The following is a 21,400-nucleotide window of genomic DNA, read 5'->3' on the forward strand; positions in this document are numbered from 1 at the left end:
TACTAACAAACTATGGAAGAACGATTCGAAGAGACGAATATTATAGAAAGCCTTATTAAGATGGGGTTATCAGAAAGAGAAGCTAAAGTGTATAAAGTATTGCTCGGGGTCAAAGAAATCACACCTTCAGCAATTCCGAAGTTTGCGGATGTGCCTCGGACGAAAGTATATGAAGTGCTTAATTCACTGACTCGAATAGGATTTTGTAAGGAGCGATTACCTGAAGACGGTGGAGCGAAACTGTATTCTGCCGTAGATCCAAAGATTGCGTTAGGAGGACTGATTGCCGAAGCCAAAGAGCATTTTACTCAAATCAACAATACCTATAAGGTTTTATCTACTACCCTACAATCGATTTACAATAGTAGTACCGATAGACTAGGAGAATACGATTTCGTAGAGATCCTTAAAGGTAGAGGGGAGATATTGGATAGATATATGACACTCAGGAATAGCGCAAAGCTAGAAATATTAGAGCTGAGTAAAGGTCCCTACGTAATGACCCAAGAGGAAAGGGATTTGGAAGCAGAAGAAAACGAACGGATTATCAAGTCCGGAGTAAAGATGAATGTAATTTATGAAGCTCATGAAATAGAGGGTTCTGGAGACAACTTCTTTTATCGGCAATGTGCATCTGCGGGCGTAAACGCAAGAATAATTTCATCATTGCCAATGAAATTAACCCTATTTGATAAAAGGGTAGTTATGTTGCCCTTAAGGGATGCTTTAATGAGCGAACCAAACCTAACAGTTGTGGTTATTGAGCATGCCAAGCTTTACGAGATGCTAGAAATAGTATTTTGGAGGTATTGGGATAGTGCCAAAGATATAACTAATTAGCGCATGAAAACATAACCGCCGTTATTCACTTCTAAAGAAATCACTCGAGGATTAATAATTTTTCACTACTAATAAAGAATGAGAACTATGAAACATTATTTCGTAACACTACTTGCTTTGGTAGCTTTCTTGCTGCCATCCTGCAACAATCTAGACGAACTCTATCGTCGACTAGATGACTATGAGTCTCGCCTTGCAAGGGTAGAGAAACTCACAGAAGGTGCCAACAGAGACATCATAGCCCTCAAGGGGCTGATCGATGCTCAGAAGAGCAACCTTACTATTGCCAGCTGGCGTACGCTCGACGACGGTAGCGGATATGTACTGACCATGAGTGATGATAGCAAGATTACCCTAAAGAACGGTAGCGATGGCATAAGCTCTGCTATTGGTGTGCGCAAGGGAAAGGATGGTATCCAGTACTGGACCATTAATGGCAAGTACATGTACGATGCCGATGGCAATAAGATCAAGGCTGAGGGTATAGATGGTGCTAGTGGTGTTACCCCAAGACTGAGGGTAAAGGACGGCTACTGGGAGTACAGCCTCGATGGCATGAACTGGTTGCCAATCCGCGACGACAACAACCAGCGTGTCAAGGCTTCTGGCGACGGCGGTAGCTCCGACCTCAAGATTGATGACAGCTCTAAGCCTGGTTTCCTCATCATTACTTTCAAAGGCAAGCGCTATGAGATTCCTTTGAATGGTCAGGGCGGTAGCATAGTAGTCCCAGGTGAAGTGACTATCAAGTTTGCTAAGAGCGAGATGACGGTTGCTCCTAATACTCAGGGTAGCATTGAATACACACTTACGCCTGAGAATACCGACACTAAAATTGTATGGGAAAGCAGTAATGAAAATGTTGTGAAGATACTTACCCATAAGGGAGATTTTTCTGCACTTTCTGAAGGAGAATCCACTATAACTGCCACAATAGGAGCTTCTAAGGCTACTTGCAAAATCATCGTTAAGGCTGGAGCATATAGGAAAGTAAACTTTGAGATTACCATAAACAAGAATGTCCCAACAGAAGCGCTTCTGTCACTAAAGAGCCCAGACTCAGAAATGACTCACGTTTTCCTGGCATGCAAAGCTGAAACCTACGACAAGTACGGCAAGGATCGTATTTTTGAGGAATGGGATAGAGCAAACTGGATTAAACTATCGCCAAGTGATTGGAAAGGCTATCTTAATAAGTTCTTCCTGAGGAAAGGTAATGTAACAAACGACAAACTCTCAGAAACTGGGGCTAGAATAGAACCTGGGAAGGAATATGTAGCTTACGTATATGGCTGTGATAAAGAAGGTAACCGAACTACTGAAGTTGTAGAAAAGAGGTTCACTCTCGAGCCTATGAAAGTAATTGCTGGGTTAGACTTCAAAATTACGATTAAAGAAGAAACAGAGAAAGGTCCTATCGTTGAAGTTATCCCAACAGACCAAAATCGTCAATATATTATATACATATGTAACTACAACTATTATGATGGTTGGAAGAAAAAAGCTGATGGAGGCGATAAGGATGCTTTGCCTTATATGGGATTAGAGATTGCTAGAGACGGTAAGATCGGAGCGACTATGTTAAAAACTAAAGGTAATGCGGAATTTGGCCCTGGTGTGCAATATACCCCGAGAGATCGTCAACTAAGGTTTTGGGATCAGGCAATCATTGTCTTTGGTTATGATGACGAACAAGGCGTAAACTCTGAAATTAAGGCAGTCAAGATTTCTAAGAGGAAAAAGAATTAATAAGACTCGATTTGTATGAATAAGATAAAAGTAATATGTTTTTCTTGCATGCTCCTGCTATTGGGAGCATGCAACAACAACCTTGAGGAGTCTCTCTATATGGAGCTCTCGGAGGATGCGACAGTGGAGTTTACTGCAGAGGGTGGTCAGAAAAGCATCTCTGTAAATACCAATTACTCCAAGTGGATACCAACTTCCAATGCGGAGTGGCTCAAGGTAACCCAATTGGCAGAAAGAATTATTCTATCTGCGGATGCCAATATGGGTATGGAGCGTAGAGCCGAGGTCATTATTTTCGCAGGTGGCGAGACCAAGTGCATGATGGTGGAGCAGGCAGCTAGTGCTAGCAAACTACTGGTATCGCTAGACAAAGTGGAAGTTGATCAGTTTGAGGCTAAAGTTGATGTTGTCGTGAAGAGCACTTATGGAGAATGGAGTATAGAGGAAGGATTGCCAGAGTGGATTATTGTGGGCGTCTCTCCTAACGAGAATACCCTAGCACTTACTATTAAGGAGAATACCGATAAGGCTGCCCGCAGTCACAAACTATTTGTGAAGACAAAGGACGAGGTGAAAGAGATTTTGATTACTCAGGCAGGTATTATGCACATGATCTTGCCTTACCTTATACCAGACTCGTCATCAGAAGATGTCCGTAAATTTGAGGAAAATCGTAAAAGTGTTTTACAGGATGATGCAGGACATAAGTATGGAATTTCTGATACGTATGTGACAAAGAGTTCTGCTTTTAGGTCTATCAAATACACCTTTGATAATAGTAAAGAGGTGACTTCTATTATGATGATGGCAGATAATGTGTCTACCACTAAGAGTGATGAATTCCTCAAACTCCTTACTGACAATGGCTTTGTCTTCACAGGAAACAACGGAGTAGAGCTCGTGTATGTCAAAGAGACTACAAAGGGCAGTGCATTTTATGACATTGTCGTAAATATCGCTTATAGTAAGGCGCTTCCTGACCTTTATCAGAAGGTACTCTTCAGGTTTGTCCCAGGTCAGAAGAAATCTCTTCCAACATTCAAGGAACTTCCTATGGGTATCGGAACATTTAATGTGACAATGGATGGTGTAGCTGCTTGGGAGTCTACCCATGGGGGTACGATGTCAAAGAAGTCTAAGGTGAACACTGATGGTTTAAGCGATCTATTCTACGATGTCCTTGACCATATCTATATCACTCGTAGGTACATCTTCAATAAGGAAGGGCAACTGGTCAATATGCATTTCTTCCTACATGATATTAATAAGCTCTTCTACCCTGTGCCAGATGGATCATATAGATTAACCAAAGAGTTCAAAAAACTACTCAAAGATAGCGGCTTTACCGAGACTCAAAGGTACGACGACCCTGATGGAAAGTTTAACCTCTTCTACAAGAATCCTAAGAAAAAGATGGGCTTTGCTTTCAGGGTTGGACATTACAAAGAAATTAACGATGGTATCCCGGTGGCTCATGTCTTAGCTGTTCCATTGCAATAATTCTATTAGACAATAAAAATAAGAAATACTAATATGAATTTTAGATCTATATTTCTTGTAGGGCTAGTAACTACATCCATGCTCTTCTCTGCTTGTTCTAAGGAGGTCGATATGCCCCTTAACCAAGCAGAGAGAGAAAAAGGAGTAGAGCAATCTCAGGAAGAAGCTAACAAGGGGGCTATCCCCGGACAATTGATAGTAAAAGTCTCTGAGGAGTTGTATACTCATTTGAATATAGGGACTCTGAGAAGTGGTAACAGCAAGGTGGATACTTATCTTGCAGAAATAGGGGCGAAACGTATTTCTCCCGTGTTTACGAATCTTAATCCTGAGTTTGATAAACGCCACAAAAAAGCAGGGCTACACTTATGGTACACAATCGAATTTGAACTAGAACAGACAGTTACACGAGCAGTGGAGCATGCTAAGTCTCTCCCTGGCATTGAGTATGCTGAGCCTATGTATCGGATTATTCGTCCTGAGCAGCAGCTATTTATTGCACCACCGACCTCTCTAAAAGCTCCTGCTGCCACAGGTGAAGGTGTTCCCAACGATGCTCGTTTCCCTGAGCAATGGCACCTTAATAACACTGAACAACTACCTGGTTTTGTAAAGGGCGCTGATGTTAATGCTGTAGAAGCTTGGAGGGAGGGGGTGACAGGTGATCCGAGGGTTATCGTTGCTGTAATTGATGGAGGTGTGCAAGTAGACCACCCAGATATCGCCGCTAACCTCTGGGTCAATCCTGATCCAAAACCAGACGCTAACGGACATAAGGATGAGCATGGTAGAAACTTCAATGAAGATGTAAATACCATAACGCCTGACAATCATGGGACTCACGTAGCCGGTTTAATTGCAGCTGTGCGTAATAATAAGATAGGTGTGGCTGGTGTAGCAGGTGGTAACGGGTCTAAAGATTCTGGTGTACGCATTATGTCGTGTCAGATATTCGCTGAGGAAAATAAACCAGAAGCAGCAGCTAACGCTTTTGTTTATGCAGCAGACCATGGTGCCGTACTCGCTAATAATTCATGGGGTATCGGAGGTGCTCCTGGACCAGATATCTTACCTAAGTTCTTTACTGTAGCTATTGACTACTTTATTGATCATGCGGGTTGTGACAATGATGGGAATCAACTCGAGGGTTCTATGATGAAGGGAGGGGTCGCCCTCTTCGCTGCAGGAAACTACAGTAGGGAGGAGTGGTACATGCCTGGTAGCTATTCCAAGGTAATTGGAGTAACCTCTGTTGGGCCAACTGCTGCGAAAGCTCCTTATAGCAATTATGGTATATGGACAGATATTGCTGGTCCTGGTGGTGACATGACCTACGGCAATCCTGAAGGCTTTGTACTCAGTACGGTCACAGAAGGTCTTTATGGCTATATGCAGGGAACCTCTCAAGCAACTCCTATTGTTACAGGTGTTGCAGCTTTAATTGTCTCAAAGTTCGGAGGTAAAGGATTTACTAATAAAGAACTCAAGGAAAGACTTCTTGGCGCCCTTCGACCATTTGATATTGATGCTCGTAGTCCTGGATTTGAGGGTAAGATTGGCGGAGGTATTGCCGATGCACGGAAGGCTCTTGCAAGCAATCAGAAGAAGGGTCCAGAAGCTGTTAGTAATCCCAAAGTAGAGCCATCGTATGATAAGGTTGTTTTCAAGTGGTCTGCGGTAAAGGATGACGATGATGGCTCTGCTAACTATTACAACCTTTATGTCTCTGAGGGCAAACCTCTTTCAGAGGACGATATCAAAAGTGGTCTGAAACCTATAAAGTTAAATGCTCTGGGGTATCCTTATGGCGAGGAGGCTATGTACCACATTGATAAACTGAAGCTCAATACTAAATACTACTTCGCAGTAGAGGCGGTGGATAGATGGGGCTTGAAGTCTAAGCTCGTCTATTTCGATACCCACACCCTACAGAATCATCTCCCAGAGCTCTCTATGGCAGAGGGAACTAAGGTGGTACTCAAGAATAGTAAGAAAATGACCGTAGAGGTGGCTGTGGTAGATAAAGACGGACACCAGTGGAATTATCAGATCAAGGGCACGACCAATGGCGTGACCCATAGGAGGGAGGGCGACAAGATTATCGTAGACTTCCGCAAGGCACTACAGCCTGGGGCGTACCACGTGGCCCTTGTTGTCTCCGACAAGTTCGGTGCTTCTACCCTAGAGATTCCTTTCACTGTAGTTGGTGCCAACCAAGCACCAGTCCTTAGCGCTCAGCAACCCAAGGTATTCCTACCAATGGGCAAAGAAGACTTTAGCCTAAACCTAGCTCAGTACTTTAGTGACCCAGATGGCGATGCGCTCCAATATGAGGTACGCTCTACTGTGCCACAAGTGGCAATCACGGAGGTACTTGATGACAAGTTCACCATCAAACCAATAAAGATGGGCACCACCCATATCGAGGTGACCGCTCGGGATAGCTTCGGCGCTAAAGCACGCCTCAACTTCGACCTCCAGGTGGTAAAGGACGATATCGTGTATGTGGTTTATCCAGTGCCAGTAGCTAAGGATCTGAATATCCGCTTGAGCGATGAGGTGTACTCCGCACAGATAACCATCTTGACGCCTATGGGTGCTCAGAAGATGAGGCGCTTTGTCAAGGTTAGAGAGGACGAAGACCGCCAGGTGGTTCTGAATGTTTCAGAGCTTGAGATTGGCTCCTACGTACTCGAAGTCACCGCCAATGGCAAAGTATTCAAGCAAAACATAATTAAAAACTAACCTAGGATATGAAACGTATATTTTGGACTGTAACAGCTCTACTACTCTCGATGAGTACAGTAGGTCTTCGGGCACAAACTGCGTACTCTTCAATGGAGTTTATGCAATACAATCCCGATGCTCAGAGCGCAGGTATGGGTCATACGTACCTAGGTGGTGGGCGTGGCATGTACCTCTACGGTGATCCTACCTCTTTTGGTAAGGCTAGTGACCGCTTGTACGCCTCCTACTCTATGTCGGTATTGCCACAGAGTGGAGAGGGACACACCTTCTGGAATAGCCTCTCGGCTGGCTATAAGTTCAGCCCTAGGTGGAGCATCATGGCAGGCTTTAGGACTCAGACGAGCCCCAAGGTGACCGTGGTAGACCAGACTGGTATGGAAGTAGGTGCTGTTCGCCCCAATAACTTTAGTCTCGACCTCGGCGCTACTATGGCTATCACTGAGCAATGGCAGGGATTCGTGAGGGGTAGTTATATCCATAGCTACCAAGGCTTGAATGCCTCGGGCTTCGGGCTCTCTATCGGAGCCAATTACGTTAGCGAAGCTATGCTCTATAGTCTGCCAGTAGACTACTCTATCACCGCAGCGTTGACCAATTTCGGCTGGGGCATGAAGTACGATGTAGGTAAGCGTGAGGTGGGACTGCCTGCAGCAATGGAGGTAGGCGGACGTATGGGTGTCCTTGTGGCAGACGACCACGAGGTGTCCTTGGCTGCCTTGATGGGCTGCGAGCTGCGTTCGTCTGTCTCTAACCGCGTATTTGGTGGCTTGGGTATAGAGTACGAGTTTATGAAGTACGCTTCACTCCGTGCGGGCTACAACTACAGGGCTAACCTCAATACCTTCTCTATAGGTCTGGGTGGTCAGTACAAGTTTGCTTCGGTCGACTTGGCTTACCTTATGACCAAGAGGAGTGCGTTCAACCAACTTAGGTTGGGCTTGAATATCGCCTTCTAATCCACTAGCGATTACGGCTACCGATATATCTATTGTGTAGCGAGCGAAGTAAAGGGCTGATTCCTATCCATGGGGTCAGCCCTTCTTTTTGGGCAAGGTTCGTTATTAGATGAGAATGTTGCACGAAGTGCCATTCTCGCCGATTTGCAACCAAATCGGCTGAGACGTTGCACGGTGGTGAAATACAAGGCACTGAGAATGAGGCTAACGGGAGCGTACTCACGTACGTGACCGAAGCCGAATGTCGAAAGTAACGCAGTAGTTCGCCACCGTGCCACAGTCTCTAGATAGGCACTGGTGGAGCGCAGTAATGACCTGTGTATACGATTAGAGGCAAAATTGGTATATTTGTAGCATGAGTAAGAAGATGATTCTAGTTGCGCTTATGCCCTTGTTGCTCGCCTTGCCTATGGCCGGCGAAGAGCAGCCCGATAGCATACAAGTACAAGCTCCTGCATATACCTCTCTGGTCGATCTTAAGCCATTGAGGATGGGGCTAGGTGTGGTACTGCCTATGGTGGCATACGACTTCATGTACTACAAGCAGGATGTCTCTATCTCTAGGATGAGGGAGCACTATACCCCTGGTTACAAAATGGGGTGGGACAACGTTACTCAGTTTGTCCCTCTAGGGGTTACTTGGGGGATGCGTTTGTCTGGTCTCGAAGGTCGTTCGGCAAGCCATTGGGAAGCCCTTTCGGCACATGCCATATCGTATGCTGTGGCGATGGGTACCGTATATGCCGGTAAGTACCTCACAAAGCGCATCCGACCCGACGCAAGCAATCAATACTCTTTCCCCTCGGGGCATACCGCTTTCGCTTTTGCTGGTGCGACCATTTTGGATGCCGAGTATGGGAGTAGGTATCCTTGGCTATCGGCCGCAGGATATGGGGTAGCCACACTGACAGCGGTGGGCAGGGTGCTCAATAACCGACACTGGGCTACCGACGTGGTCACAGGTGCAGGCGTGGGTATTGCTGCCACCTACATTGGTTACCTCCTCAACGACCTGATGTGGGGCAGAGGACTAGAACGATTTGAACTGACGGAAGAGCGGGAAAATGCATTCTCTTGGGGCTACCTGATGCTTCGTAAGGGACGCAGTGACCTCCTCACCAATATAAAAGGGGTATACGAAGGGAAGCTAGGAAGCGATGTCACCCTCCTAGTGCGCTATCCGATGTACCGACAGATAGGGCTACAGATGCAAGGCTCTCTATGGGAGAGCTTCAATCCCGAGCATGCCGAAGGCGTGCAGAGCTTTGCCGTATTGCTGGGCGCCGACTTTATGCAGGGTTTCTGGCATGGGCGCTTATGGGTAGATAGCAAGGTGGGGGCAGGCTACCATCTTCCTATTAAGCTAAGCAAAGGGTATAGAGGCACGCCACGTACCGAAGCCCTACAGCTGACCAAAGGTGGCTTTGTAGCACAAGCAAGCGTGGGACTGAGCTATGTCCTCACCGACCATATGGCTCTCAACCTCGCTGTAGACTATACCCTCCTCCCCAAATATCGGCTCAAGGGCTTTGGCGGTAGTGTAGGATTGGCATACATATTTTAGGAAGTGAGCGTGGGTAAGAAGAGTGGTGATACGCCAATGATGCAGCAGTACTGGAGGTATAAGGAGGAATACCCCGGTGCGATATTGCTATTCCGTGTGGGGGACTTCTACGAGACCTTCTGCGACGACGCCATAGAGGTATCCAACCTCTTGGGCATCACCCTTACCAAACGCGCAGGCGAACCGCTTGCTGGTTTCCCCCACCATTCGCTCGACAACTATCTCCCCAAGCTAGTACGCAAAGGGAAACGGGTGGCTATCTGTGACCAGATAGAGGACCCAAAGCTCACCAAGAAGCTAGTGAAGCGAGCGGTGACAGAGGTGGTGACTCCGGGGCTTACGATGGACGACTCTGTACTCGATGCCAATACCAATAACTTCCTCGCTGCCATTACCCTCAATAACGGCAGAGCAGGCTTAGCGCTCCTCGACCTCTCTACAGGCGAGTTTATGGCAAGCCAAGGGATGCCCGACGAGGTGGAGAAGTTGGTGGTCAACTTCGCCCCTAAGGAGGTACTCGTGAAGCGTGGGACAGAGCATGAGGTGGCGCGACTCTTCGGGGAGAAGCTGAACCTTTACCCTCTGGAAGACTGGGTCTTCAGTCTCGACTACGGGCGTGACAAACTCCTGAAGCACTTCGAGGTGCAGCACCTCAAGGGCTTCGGCATAGAGGGCGACCAGCTCTCTATCCTCTCGTGTGGCGCCATCCTCTATTACCTCGAGGCGACCCACCACTCCGAGCTCAAGCATATCAATGCGCTGTGGAAGATAGAGGAGAACCGTTTTGTTCAGCTCGACCGTTTCACCCTGCGCAATCTGGAGATCCTCCAGCCTATCTCGGAGGACGGCACTTCACTGATTCAGGTCATAGACCATACCAAGACACCGATGGGCGGAAGGCTCCTGAAGCGGTGGCTCGTATTCCCGCTCCTAGAGGTGCGGGAGATAGCGGAGCGACAAGCAGCAGTGACCGCCCTACTCCGTCACCGAGAACTGAGGAACGAGGTTGCGGAACTACTGGCTGGTATGGGCGATATTGAGCGCTTGGCAAGTAAGGTATCGGTACTGAGAATCAACCCTCGGGAACTTCGGCAACTGGCGGGAGGACTAAGGTTGGTGCAGCCACTGATAGAGCGGCTATTGGAGCGTAGCGAGGAGGCGCTGAAGCAATTGGCACTCCAGCTCGACCCACTTACCGAGGTGGCAAACCGCATAGAGCGAACCATCCACGAGGAGACACCCAACCAAGTGGGCAAGGGGAGCGTGATAGCAGAGGGCGTAGATAGGGATCTGGATGAACTGCGACGCATCCTCAATGGGGGCAAGGAGTATCTTGTGGATCTGCGCAATAGGGAGAGCGAAAAGACAGGTATCCCAAGCCTCAAGGTGGCTTTCAATAGTGTCTTTGGGTACTATATCGAGGTGCGCAACACCCACAAAGACCGGGTGCCAGAGGAATGGATTAGGAAGCAGACCCTCACACAAGCTGAGCGTTACATCACCCCCGAGCTTAAGGAGTATGAGGGGAAGATACTGGGAGCGGAGGAGAAGATACAGATACTGGAGGCGGAGATTTACGACCAATTGGTCGCCTTTGTGCGGGGCTATATCAAGGAGATTCAGAGTGATGCCGCCATACTTTCCAAGGTGGATGTGCTCCTCTCCTTTGCTACTACTGCGGAGGCGTATGGTTACGCTTGCCCCACAGTGGACAATAGCGACACCATAGATATCCAAGCGGGGCGCCACCCCGTGATAGAACGGCTGATGCCCCCAGGTGAGAGCTATGTGCCCAACGACCTATTCCTAGATACTGAGGCTCAGCAAGTGATGGTGATTACGGGACCGAATATGGCCGGTAAGTCGGCACTCCTCAGGCAGACCGCCTTGATAGTGCTCCTCGCACAGGTGGGTAGCTATGTGCCAGCCACGGCAGCGAAGATTGGGATTGTAGACCGTATCTTCACCAGAGTGGGCGCTTCGGATAATATCTCTCGTGGGGAGAGTACTTTCATGGTGGAGATGACCGAAGCGGCAGCGATCCTTAACGGCATTACCAATCGTAGCCTCGTGCTTATCGATGAACTGGGACGCGGGACGAGCACCTACGATGGTATTTCTATTGCACAAGCAATCGTGGAGCATATCCACGACCACCCAAGGGGCAAAGCCAAGACACTCTTTGCTACCCACTACCACGAGCTCAACGAGCTAGAGGGGATATTCCCAAGGGTGAAGAACTACAATGTCACCGTCCAAGAGGCGGAGGGCAAGATTATCTTCCTCCGCAAGCTGGCACGCGGTGGCAGCGAGCACTCTTTCGGTATCCATGTGGCGAAACTGGCGGGTATGCCTCGGGAGATTATTGCCCGCTCCGAAGAGATACTGGCGGAGCTAGAAGCATCGGCAGCTCAGCGCGAGGAGAAGAGCGGCAAGCAACCCAAGCGACTGCCACAAAAGCAGGTGCAGCAGGGTCCTGTGCAGCTGAGCTTCTTCCAGTTGGACGACCCTATGCTCTCCCAAGTGCGGGAGGAGATAATCGGGCTCGACCTCAATACCTTGACCCCACTCGACGCCCTCAATAAGTTGAGCAACATCCAGCGCCTCCTTTCGGGCGGTAGAGAGGGGCACCAATAACCGATTTAGATACACGTGTATGCATACAGAGCCAAATACAGAGCACAAGAGTAGCCTACTCGCCGCTATGCCAATAGCGGGACAAGAGGGGCTGGCTCGATTCGATGAGCTATACTTCTCTGCCATAGAGAGTGTGGTACCTTCGCTACAAAAAGCGGTGGAACTACTGCACCAGCAGACCTCTAAGCATGTACGTCCACTTCTCCTTTTGCTCGTTGCCAACTGCTACGAACGCCTCAACGATCACATCGTAAGTGGTGCGGTCTTTATCGAGCTATTGCATGTCGCCACGCTCGTGCACGATGATGTCATCGACGAGAGTCACGCGCGCCGCGGTGTACCCTCGATGAATGCGATTTTCGACAACCGTAAGGCGGTGCTCATAGGAGACTTTCTCCTCTCCAACGCAATGATTCAGGCGGTTCTAGCGGGTTCACAATCAATGGTACTACAATTGGCAAAACTCGGGAAGATACTCTCCGAAGGCGAAATCCTCCAGATGGATACCGCCGAGCTAGGGGATTACTCCGAGGAACGTTACCTACAGATTATCGACCGCAAGACCGCTTCGCTCATAGAGAGCAGTCTCAAGATAGGTGCCATGCTCGCTGGGCAGGACGACCCTAAGCTACAGGAGGCACTTGAGCAGGCGGGCAACCTATTGGGGCGCGCCTTCCAGATACGAGACGATATCTTCGACTACCGTCCCACACCAGGTCTAGGCAAACCTTCGGGTCAGGATATACAGGAGCATAAGGTGACGCTTCCGCTCATTTTTGCCCTTGCCCAACCAAGCCGAGAGCGCGACAAGGTACTCAAGCTCCTACGGCACGAGTCACTGAGTAGAAGCGATATCGACTTCGTCATCGGTTTTACCCAGAAGCTAGGCGGTATCGACTATGCCACACACCGTATGGAGGAGATGGTGAGCGAAGCCAAAGAGATATTAACTGGGGCATTGCCCGCTTGTGAAAGCCGTGATGCCCTCTTACTCGTTGCCGATTATATCGTCAAGCGTAAGAAGTAACAACATATTATTTTCACATTATAAGTAAGAAAGATTTATGAAGAGATTAGTTTTGATTCGTCATGGACAGAGCCAGTGGAACCTTGAGAACCGCTTTACAGGCTGGACAGATGTAGACCTGACAGCACAAGGTATCGAGGAGGCTGTCAAGGCTGGTAAGCAGCTGAAAGCCGATGGTTTTCACTTCACTCTTGCCTTCACGAGCTACCTAAAGCGTGCGGTGAAGACCCTCAATACGGTGCTCGACCAGATGGACCTCGATTGGATTCCTGTGCGTAAGACTTGGCGCCTCAATGAGAAGCACTACGGAATGCTTCAGGGACTGAATAAGTCGGAGACAGCAGAGAAGTATGGCGAGGAGCAGGTGCTCGTATGGCGCCGTAGCTTCGACGTGCCACCAGCACCACTAGCAGAGGACGACGAGCGTTCACCACTCCGCGATAGCCGCTATGCAGGTATCGACAAGAAAGACCTCCCACTTACCGAGAGCCTCAAGGATACTATCGAGCGCATCCTCCCTTACTGGGAGCAGGAGATTTTCCCATCACTTAAGGAGCATAACGATGTGATCGTAGCAGCACACGGCAATAGTCTTCGCGCTATCATCAAGAAGCTCAAGGGCATCTCGGACGAGGATATCGTTTCGCTCAACCTCCCTACCGCTGTTCCTTACGTATTTGAGTTTGACGAGAACGATGGTATGAAGCTAGTGAAGGACTACTTCGTTGGGGATCCTGAGGAGGTGAAGAAGCTGATGGAGGCTGTCGCTAACCAAGGCAAGAAGAAGTAAGCAACACCGTTGTTTGCTTTCGTGCAACAGTTATTATAAGGTCTACAAAAAGGAACGTAGCTAATAATCAAATTAGGATTAAGGTCAAAAGAGAGAATGTCTTCTTGACAAGCCTCACATAGTTATTACTAATGTTTATTAGGAGAACAGCCTGACCGATTAATAGTTAGTTGATTACATTAGTGAGTTTTCGTTAGCCACGCCCTCCCTCCCCCTTACCCCCTCCCTCCCCTATGTAGTGCGGCAGTTGCCGCACTACATAGGGGAGGGAGGGGGACTTTGTTTGTGTAACTCTCTATCCACGGCCTCGGGCTTCGCCCTCAACCATGGCTAGCAAACACTGCGCTAATATGCTCTATTTCGGACTTGGGCTGTGGTGAAACATTAGTGCGGTCAAGCTCCCTGTAGGGGGTTAGGGGGCTGACCCTTTCCTTGGGCTTCGCCCTCAACCATGGCTAGCGAAAACTGCGCTAATATGCTCTATTTCGGACTTGGGCTGTGGTGAAACATTAGTGCGGTCAAGCCCCCTGTAGGGGGTTTGGGGGCTGACCCTTTCCTTGGGCTTCGCCCTCAACCATGGCTAGCAAACACTGCGCTAATATGCTTTATTATCGTTCGTTAAGGACAGTCCGACCTCTATTAGGGTCGTGAGGTGTAGTTCCATCACTAATATTGGTACGTAACCATCGATTCGCATTAAGGCTCAAAAATATAGTGCAGCGGGGAGACCCCACTGCACTATATCATTTGCTTATCCTATTTGAGGGCGAGATTATGCCTCAGTAGCCTCGGTGTTCTCCTCAGCTGGAGTCTCAGCCTCAGCAGCCTCCGCTGCTGCAGCTTCAGCTGCAGCCTTAGCCTCTGCCTCCTTCTCAGCAAGCGCAGCTTGGCGAGCCTTGTTCACCTCACGCTCAGCCTCAAGTGCCTTCTTAGCTGCCTCTAGCTTAGCCGCCTCGTTCTTGCTCTTCACCTGGTCGGTAGCAGCATTCTTATTCTGCTTCCAAGCCTCGAAGCGCTTCTTAGCCTCTTCCTCAGAGAAAGCGCCCTTCTTTACACCACCCTCTAGGTGCTTCATCATCAGCACCCCCTCACGTGAGAGGATAGCACGTGCAGTGTCAGAAGTCTGTGCACCTACATTCAACCAGTATAGAGCCCTGTCGAACTTCAAGTCGATAGTAGCTGGGTTGGTGTTAGGGTTGTAAGTACCTAGGATCTCTACGAAACGACCATCACGTGGTGCGCGGCGGTCAGTAACGACGACCCTGTATACAGGATAATTTTTACGACCGTGTCTTTGCAATCTAATAACTGTTGCCATTGTATTGGTATTTATATGTTATAAACTCTACGTCCCACGGTCTCCCGAAACAGGTACACGACCTATCGGGGTGAAACGCACCCGCAAAGATACATAAATATCTCATATAATGAGAATGTTACCCCCTTTCGCGAAAGACGATTTGACCCCCAATCGACTATTACTGAAACTTAATCATATCAGCCAGCATCATTTCGTACATCTTGTTCATCGCTTCAAGAACTTAATCAATATTGCTATAGAACTACTCTTCTTACCACCAGCATCAATATACGCTTGAAAAATATTTGCGTCCATTCTGTAGAATGCCTCCATATCCATGCGAATGTCGTATCTGAGGTATTGCTCTACACTCCTGAGGTACCGAAGATTTAGCTTTGGAGAACTGGCAATCAAGTCACAGAGTGCCTTCTCAGGTGTTGCAATCAAAAAGTAAATGCCATTATCCTCCATTGATGTGACACCAATAGAGAAAACCTCCTCAGAGACATAGGCGTACTCAAATCTCCCGAGATCATTCTCAAATACCCTAGAGTGTTTGATGGTCATGGATTGCACGCTGTATACTGCCTCTGGAATCAAGCCATAATACCGAAGAGCTGACGACTTCGAAACATAAGATGGTGAATAGATATGATTAGCAATAAGTTCAGTAGAAAGTGCCCTACCTATTTCCCTTGGACTTGCGACATACAAACCTTTCTTGAGGCGAATGATAACACCCGCCTTTTCTAGGTTCATAACCTTCTGGTGCTTTGCCAAATGATTTGGATAAAGCGACCCAATAACAGAGCTCCTAATAGGTACCCTTCCAAACTTCTCTACAATACTGCTCATAACTATAGACAAATACAGTCATATTCTGAACACTATCCTAAGAAATACTTGGATATCTACTCAAATAATAGCTCCTCCTCATAATAAAGAATTGCTGTACACAGCATCATTCTCACCAGTTTGCTCGCCAATCAACAGAGACTTTGCACGGAAGTAAACGACATGCCCAGTATGCCGCAAGCAGCTCCGTGTAGTTTACTCGTATGCATCAGTCTTACTATGGAAAGTACCCCCTTCCAAATACATGCAAAAAAATAGAGGGCGAGCACTCTAAGTGCCCGCCCTCCAAGTTATTGTAAGTTAGAAATATCTAACGGTTATAGGGGATATTACCAACCTGGGTTCTGCTGATTAGCAATAGCAGGGTTAGTATTAATATCATTTGCAGGGATAGGCCATACCATACGAGGGTGATTAGCCTTGTACGTCTGCTTTGCAGCTGGTTTATAGATATTCTGAGCAGCTTCCTCGTGTTGAGCCTTTGTCCTATCTACAGTAAGACCCCATCTACGGAGATCCCATAGTCTAAAGCCCTCAAACGCAAGCTCTCTAGCACGCTCATCCATAATCTCCTTGTAAAGCGTATCGCCAGATAGGTTAACCTCTTCTAGACCACGACTCTTCTTGAGCTGATTGAGGAGAGAGAGTGCATTAGTCATATCTTGCTTGTTGTAAGCAGCTTCAGCTGCGATAAGATACTGCTCAGCGATACGGAACACCTTAGGATTATGCATAGAGTTTGGCAAATAACCACTCCAGTATGTAAACTTAGGATTAACTGTTTCTGCATACTTTGGATTTCCCTTACGCTTGCTTACAAGATAGAAGTCATAGTAGTCCTCTCTGATTTTCCCTTCTTGCTTTTCAAAGTAAACACTCTTTCTAAGGTCTTTCTCTACGAAGAGGTCAATAATGCTCTGTGTAGGGAGGTAATTAGGGAGGTTCACACCATTGCTACCATCTTTGCGTTTGTGATCCGTTACGGCACCGAAGTAGGTATTGATTCGAGTTGTCTCATCTGGGCGAGCTACATAAAGGAGTAGGATTTCCTCAGTAGACTTATCATTGAGCCACATATCTACAAAGTTTTCCTTCTTAGGCTCTACCAATGGATACTTGCCACCATCGATAAGTTCCTTAGCAACTTTGTATGCATTGTTCCAGTCGCTCATGTATAGGTATACTCTTGCCTCCAAAGCCTTTACTGCATCAAGTGATGGGGTTGCCATCATAGCCTTTCCGGCAGCGCTAGCTAGCATTTCCTTAGCTGCTTTAAGGTCGACATTCAAGATTTGGTTATAAACCTCCTTGTTTGTAGCACGAGGCAACTTAGCCTTATTATCATAAGTCAAGTGTAAAGGCACACAAAGATCACTACCCGCAGACTGAGCCTTGTAAGGTGTACCATATCTGAGAGCTAGGTTAGCATAAGCATAGGCACGATAGAAGTGTAGTCTACCAACCAATACATTGTATTCAGCTTTATCCTTTTCATCCACCTTTACATTAGCTAGCTTACCAAAGATAAAGTTAATGTTACTAATCATCTGGTAGTAACCGATGTATACATCACGTCTGTTATAGTCGGATGTAGTAGCACTTTCCCAAGAAATACTTCCAGGATAATGGTTACCTTCGTTTTGTGTTACTAATAGCTCATCAGCTTGAAGATCCTGAACCATTTCATAAAGACCACCTTGCTTTTTACGCAATTGCACAAGTATATCACGCTCCCAATTTCTCAGGTCAGACACACTCTGAAGTGCAGTGTCGGCATCCATCTCCTCTTTTGGCAGTCTTGAGATGTCACACGATGTAACTAGTAAAAGAGCCAAGAGGGCAGTTGTAATATTAAATGCTATTCTTTTCATATTTACTTTCCTTTCTGTTTAATTAAAACGATAGTTCAAGCCCGATTACGTATTGCTTAGTATTTGGGTTGGTATGGAAAGAAAGGTTGCTATCAACCTCAGGGTCAATACCATTAAACTTAGTAAGGGTAAATAAGTTGCGGGCAGTTGCATAAATCTTAGCACCTGTGAAGATATTCTGACGGCGTAGGAGAGACTCCTGCAGCTCATAACCAATCGTAAGGTTCTTAAGCCTCATGAAAGATGCGTTAGACAGCAAACGGGTATCAAATTCAGTTGCATTGCCACCATTTCCTTGGTATTCAAGACTTGGATACTGTGCATTATCTCCCTTTTTCTTCCAATAGTTAGCAGAGCTCTTCTCTGTGTTCATTCCAAAGAAAGAAATAGAGTTCTTGCTAAAGAACGTTTCATTAGCGATCATGTACTTACCAACAACGAAAGCAAAGTCAGCCTGCAGACTCAGCCCCTTCCAGTTAGCTGCCAAACCGAAACCACCAGTAAACGCTGGATAGCGATTTACACCTGTGTTTTGCTCTAGGGTAGCCTCATTCCAAGTCTCAGTGACCTTAGAGTCGTCTTTCTGGTTAACCTTCTTATTAATAGAACCATCTTCATTTACAGCTGGGAGGTACCATCTTGGTCGACCATTATCAGGATTGATGTCTTTAAAAACTGGATAGATAAATTTTACAGGTTGACCTACGATGTAGCCAAAACCATAACTTGGGAGAATCCAAGAATCACGTCCCTGGAATAGCTCAAGCACCTTATCGCGGTTGTAGTTCATGTTGTAGTAAGCGGTTAGACCGTAGTCCTTGCCTCTAAGAACATCACCCCTGATGGTAAGGTCGATACCTCTATTCTGGTAAGCACCTACATTCTCCATGATAGAGGCGAAATCCATTTTATCCAACTGAAGCCCCGTACTATATGGTTGAGGAACAGCCATAAGCATATCTCTAGTCACACGATTATAGAATTCTACATTTACGTGAAGGCGATCGAATAGGTCTGCAGTTACACCAACAGTCAGCTTGTCCTGAGATTCCCAAGTAAGATCAGGGTTACCAGGGTTTGAGAGCTTCCAACCTGCTATACCGTTATATTGTCCACCCTTCTTGACTGTTGCTAAGGCTTCATAATCACCGATAGCAGCATTACCCTGGGTTCCATAACTTGCCTTCACGTCAAGAGCATTGATCCAGTCTACATTCTTTAGGAAAGACTCTTCCTTTGCCTTCCACATAAGACCAAGTGACCAGAAAGTTGCATTACGATGATTAGCACCGAAGCGTGATGAAGCATCATTTCTGACTACTAAATCCACAAAGTATTTACGATCAAAGTCGTATGATAGCTGAGTAAAGAAAGAGAGGAATGCATTTGAAGTGTATTTCTGATCTACCGCCTTTTCTATAGTCGTGTGCTTGAGGAGACCGAGTCTATCATCTAGAAGACCAGCACCAAATGCGCTAAAAAAATCATAGCGATAATCGATATACTCCTGACCAAGAAGTGCGATAAAGTGGTGGTCATCCTTTATTGAGAACTTATACTCAGCCACGTTGTTCGTCGTGAAGTTGATACCTCTTGAGTGCTGGATACTGCGCGTTCCATTACCTGCTAGCTTAATCCAAGAAGGACGACGATATCTATCTCTTGAGTAATCTCTCATCTCCATACCTGCCTGAGAACGGATTTGGAAGTTCTCAAATGGGGTAAGCGTAAGATTCCCACTTAGATTCAAGAATAGAAGATTATCAATAGGCGTGTCCTTACTCATTGAGTACTTTGGATTGTAGAACCCTAGCCCAGGAATAGGCTCGTCATAATACTCCTTGCCATCCTTATCGTAAGGTGTATAGAAAGGTTGGTTAAGAATCGTCTGCAGAGAAACATATGTTTCACCTTGTGCAAATGATTCTGGGCTGATCCTAGTCTTGTCGTATGATACACTAGAGTTTATACCTACCTTAATCCAATCATTAAGTGTACTATTGAGGTTGGTACGGAGGTTGATCTTAGAATACTGAGAACCAGCACGGATACCTTTTTGATCAAGGATACCTGCAGAGATATAGTAGTTAGTCTTAGCTGAACCACCTGAGATACTGATATCAGACTGATACATAGGAGCATCTTGATAGAAGTACTTCCACCACTTCGTATCATTCATTCCATACTTCTCACGTTGTTTATTGACTTGACCTTTTTTAAGAAGACCTGCATCCTCATACTCTTGCCATAGAGAGAATAGCTCATTGGTATTCATCAACTTGTCATAGTAAGACTTATTAGCTAGCGTAGAAATACCATACTGTCCTCGAACTGTAATGGTAGCTCTATCCTGCATCTTACCGCGCTTTGTTTGGATATAGATAACGCCGTTGGCTGCACGTGCACCATAGATAGAAGTCGCTGCAGCATCCTTGAGGAATTGCATGCTCTCGATATCGTTCTGGTTCATACCTCTAATCATATCTGCAGTAACAGGCATACCATCTACGATGTACAATGGGGTAGAAGATGCTCCTAGAGAACCCACACCGTGTAACTTCATAGAGGAAGTTTCACTAGGCTCACCAGAAGAAGTGAGTACCTGAAGACCAGAGACCTTACCCTGAGCAGCATCCATAACGTTTGATGTGGGCTTAGATTGTAGGTCTTTTGCACTTACTTTTACTACTGAAGCAGAGGTATTAGCTACGCTTCTTGTGCTATAACCTACTACTACGACCTCATCGAGGAGCTCTTGGTCTGGAGCGAGCTTGATGGTCAATGAGGGAGCAGCTGCTACCTCCTGCGTCTTGTAGCCAACGTAGCTAACTATGATCAGCTCACCTTGTTTTGCCTTGAGGGTAAAGTCTCCGTCGAGACCTGTTGCGGCTCCGACAGATGGATTACTTTTCAGGCGGACGCTCGCACCTATAACGGGCTCGCCTTTTTCATCCAAGACGATACCCTTAACGGTGATAGTCTGTCCTAACGCTGTCCCAATACTCAGAAAGAATAGGGAGATAAGCAATAGAATCTTACTTTTCATACCATTCATTTTGTTTGTTAATTATTCTGTATTACTTGTTTCTTAATAATTTTCACAAAACCAAGATAACTTCGACTATTTTACTCTTTTAAGAGCTTGATTATCTAATCTTCTTGCTTATAGCCTCTGTCGAGCCTAAGTCTATCCTGTGACAATATGCTTTATCTCAGTATCTTATGTGATTTTCGCAATAGTCCTAAACTGACTCTAGGTACACATCATTTCTTCTCTAGCCCTCTAATGCATGACCTGTAACTGCTCAACCACATGACTGACAGTTTCGTTAAAACCATTGTTTTGCGTTACTATTACATCTCAACGCCAAAGATACTTAAATTTTACAAACTACCAAACTTTCTACCTCTTTTCTTAATTCTAATAGCCTCGTGAAGTGGTACCCTCATCCTAACCACACAATCCCGACAGGGGGCTTGGCTGGTTTTGACGGACAATAATAGAGTATATTAGCGCGGTGTTCGGTAGCCTCGGTTGAGGGTCAGCCCCCAAACCCCCTAAA

At 46.6% G+C, this 21,400-nt stretch carries 13 protein-coding genes; 9 read left to right on the forward strand and 4 right to left on the reverse strand.

Annotated elements, in window-relative coordinates; genetic code table 11:
* The first annotated feature begins 12 nt into the window (after window positions 1–12).
* The 9 genes from IX315_RS06270 to gpmA all read left to right on the forward strand — a co-directional run bounded on the left by IX315_RS06270 (window position 13) and on the right by gpmA (window position 13,811).
* Window positions 13–840 (forward strand): TrmB family transcriptional regulator, encoded by an 828-nt coding sequence (locus tag IX315_RS06270; RefSeq protein ID WP_018357821.1) that lies wholly within the window; start codon window positions 13–15, stop codon window positions 838–840.
* An 87-nt stretch (window positions 841–927) separates the two neighbouring features.
* Window positions 928–2,589 carry a PL29 family lyase N-terminal domain-containing protein gene (locus tag IX315_RS06275; protein ID WP_211837274.1) on the forward strand — a complete coding sequence of 554 codons (1,662 nt, stop codon included), beginning with the start codon at window positions 928–930 and terminating at the stop codon, window positions 2,587–2,589.
* 15 nt (window positions 2,590–2,604) lie between these two features.
* Entirely contained in the window at window positions 2,605–4,089 is a 1,485-nt protein-coding gene (locus IX315_RS06280; RefSeq protein WP_211642496.1) for a BACON domain-containing protein, read from the forward strand.
* A 33-nt stretch (window positions 4,090–4,122) separates the two neighbouring features.
* Entirely contained in the window at window positions 4,123–6,834 is a 2,712-nt protein-coding gene (locus tag IX315_RS06285) for a S8 family serine peptidase (protein ID WP_211642498.1), read from the forward strand.
* An 8-nt stretch (window positions 6,835–6,842) separates the two neighbouring features.
* Window positions 6,843–7,793 carry a PorV/PorQ family protein gene (locus IX315_RS06290; RefSeq protein ID WP_134849829.1) on the forward strand — a complete coding sequence of 317 codons (951 nt, stop codon included), beginning with the start codon at window positions 6,843–6,845 and terminating at the stop codon, window positions 7,791–7,793.
* 355 nt (window positions 7,794–8,148) lie between these two features.
* Window positions 8,149–9,357, forward strand: a complete 1,209-nt coding sequence (locus tag IX315_RS06295) for a phosphatase PAP2 family protein (RefSeq protein WP_211837275.1) — start codon at window positions 8,149–8,151, stop codon at window positions 9,355–9,357.
* A gap of 36 nt (window positions 9,358–9,393) precedes the next feature.
* Window positions 9,394–11,994: a DNA mismatch repair protein MutS gene (gene mutS / locus IX315_RS06300; protein ID WP_211837277.1), complete on the forward strand. Its 2,601-nt coding sequence runs from the start codon at window positions 9,394–9,396 to the stop codon at window positions 11,992–11,994.
* 19 nt (window positions 11,995–12,013) lie between these two features.
* On the forward strand, window positions 12,014–13,021 hold the full coding sequence (locus IX315_RS06305) for a polyprenyl synthetase family protein (protein WP_018357828.1): 1,008 nt from the start codon (window positions 12,014–12,016) through the stop codon (window positions 13,019–13,021).
* Between the two features lie 37 nt (window positions 13,022–13,058).
* Entirely contained in the window at window positions 13,059–13,811 is a 753-nt protein-coding gene (gene gpmA / locus IX315_RS06310; RefSeq protein ID WP_018357829.1) for a 2,3-diphosphoglycerate-dependent phosphoglycerate mutase, read from the forward strand.
* 772 nt (window positions 13,812–14,583) lie between these two features.
* Here the strand turns inward: gpmA and IX315_RS06315 are convergent.
* The 4 genes from IX315_RS06315 to IX315_RS06330 all read right to left on the reverse strand — a co-directional run bounded on the left by IX315_RS06315 (window position 14,584) and on the right by IX315_RS06330 (window position 20,883).
* Window positions 14,584–15,129 (reverse strand): 30S ribosomal protein S16, encoded by a 546-nt coding sequence (locus tag IX315_RS06315; RefSeq protein WP_134849696.1) that lies wholly within the window; start codon window positions 15,127–15,129, stop codon window positions 14,584–14,586.
* Between the two features lie 207 nt (window positions 15,130–15,336).
* Window positions 15,337–15,966: a type IV toxin-antitoxin system AbiEi family antitoxin domain-containing protein gene (locus IX315_RS06320; RefSeq protein WP_211837276.1), complete on the reverse strand. Its 630-nt coding sequence runs from the start codon at window positions 15,964–15,966 to the stop codon at window positions 15,337–15,339.
* Window positions 15,967–16,295: 329 nt separating this feature from the next.
* A complete protein-coding gene (locus tag IX315_RS06325) occupies window positions 16,296–17,837 on the reverse strand; it encodes a RagB/SusD family nutrient uptake outer membrane protein (RefSeq protein WP_134849694.1) in 1,542 nt (513 codons plus the stop codon).
* 22 nt (window positions 17,838–17,859) lie between these two features.
* Window positions 17,860–20,883 carry a SusC/RagA family TonB-linked outer membrane protein gene (locus tag IX315_RS06330; protein WP_211640945.1) on the reverse strand — a complete coding sequence of 1,008 codons (3,024 nt, stop codon included), beginning with the start codon at window positions 20,881–20,883 and terminating at the stop codon, window positions 17,860–17,862.
* Window positions 20,884–21,400: the final 517 nt, after the last annotated feature.

The organism is Porphyromonas levii (genome assembly GCF_018206105.1).
In the GTDB taxonomy this organism is placed as follows: domain Bacteria; phylum Bacteroidota; class Bacteroidia; order Bacteroidales; family Porphyromonadaceae; genus Porphyromonas_A; species Porphyromonas_A levii.

Coding starts and splice junctions, on each gene's coding strand:
- IX315_RS06270 (WP_018357821.1), top strand. CDS start 13: ATGGAAGAACGATTCGAAGAGACGAATATTATAGAAAGCCTTATTAAG.
- IX315_RS06275 (WP_211837274.1), top strand. CDS start 928: ATGAAACATTATTTCGTAACACTACTTGCTTTGGTAGCTTTCTTGCTG.
- IX315_RS06320 (WP_211837276.1), bottom strand. CDS start 15,966: ATGAGCAGTATTGTAGAGAAGTTTGGAAGGGTACCTATTAGGAGCTCT.
- IX315_RS06305 (WP_018357828.1), top strand. CDS start 12,014: ATGCATACAGAGCCAAATACAGAGCACAAGAGTAGCCTACTCGCCGCT.
- IX315_RS06295 (WP_211837275.1), top strand. CDS start 8,149: ATGAGTAAGAAGATGATTCTAGTTGCGCTTATGCCCTTGTTGCTCGCC.
- IX315_RS06290 (WP_134849829.1), top strand. CDS start 6,843: ATGAAACGTATATTTTGGACTGTAACAGCTCTACTACTCTCGATGAGT.
- IX315_RS06315 (WP_134849696.1), bottom strand. CDS start 15,129: ATGGCAACAGTTATTAGATTGCAAAGACACGGTCGTAAAAATTATCCT.
- IX315_RS06280 (WP_211642496.1), top strand. CDS start 2,605: ATGAATAAGATAAAAGTAATATGTTTTTCTTGCATGCTCCTGCTATTG.
- IX315_RS06325 (WP_134849694.1), bottom strand. CDS start 17,837: ATGAAAAGAATAGCATTTAATATTACAACTGCCCTCTTGGCTCTTTTA.
- IX315_RS06285 (WP_211642498.1), top strand. CDS start 4,123: ATGAATTTTAGATCTATATTTCTTGTAGGGCTAGTAACTACATCCATG.
- mutS (WP_211837277.1), top strand. CDS start 9,394: ATGATGCAGCAGTACTGGAGGTATAAGGAGGAATACCCCGGTGCGATA.
- gpmA (WP_018357829.1), top strand. CDS start 13,059: ATGAAGAGATTAGTTTTGATTCGTCATGGACAGAGCCAGTGGAACCTT.
- IX315_RS06330 (WP_211640945.1), bottom strand. CDS start 20,883: ATGAAAAGTAAGATTCTATTGCTTATCTCCCTATTCTTTCTGAGTATT.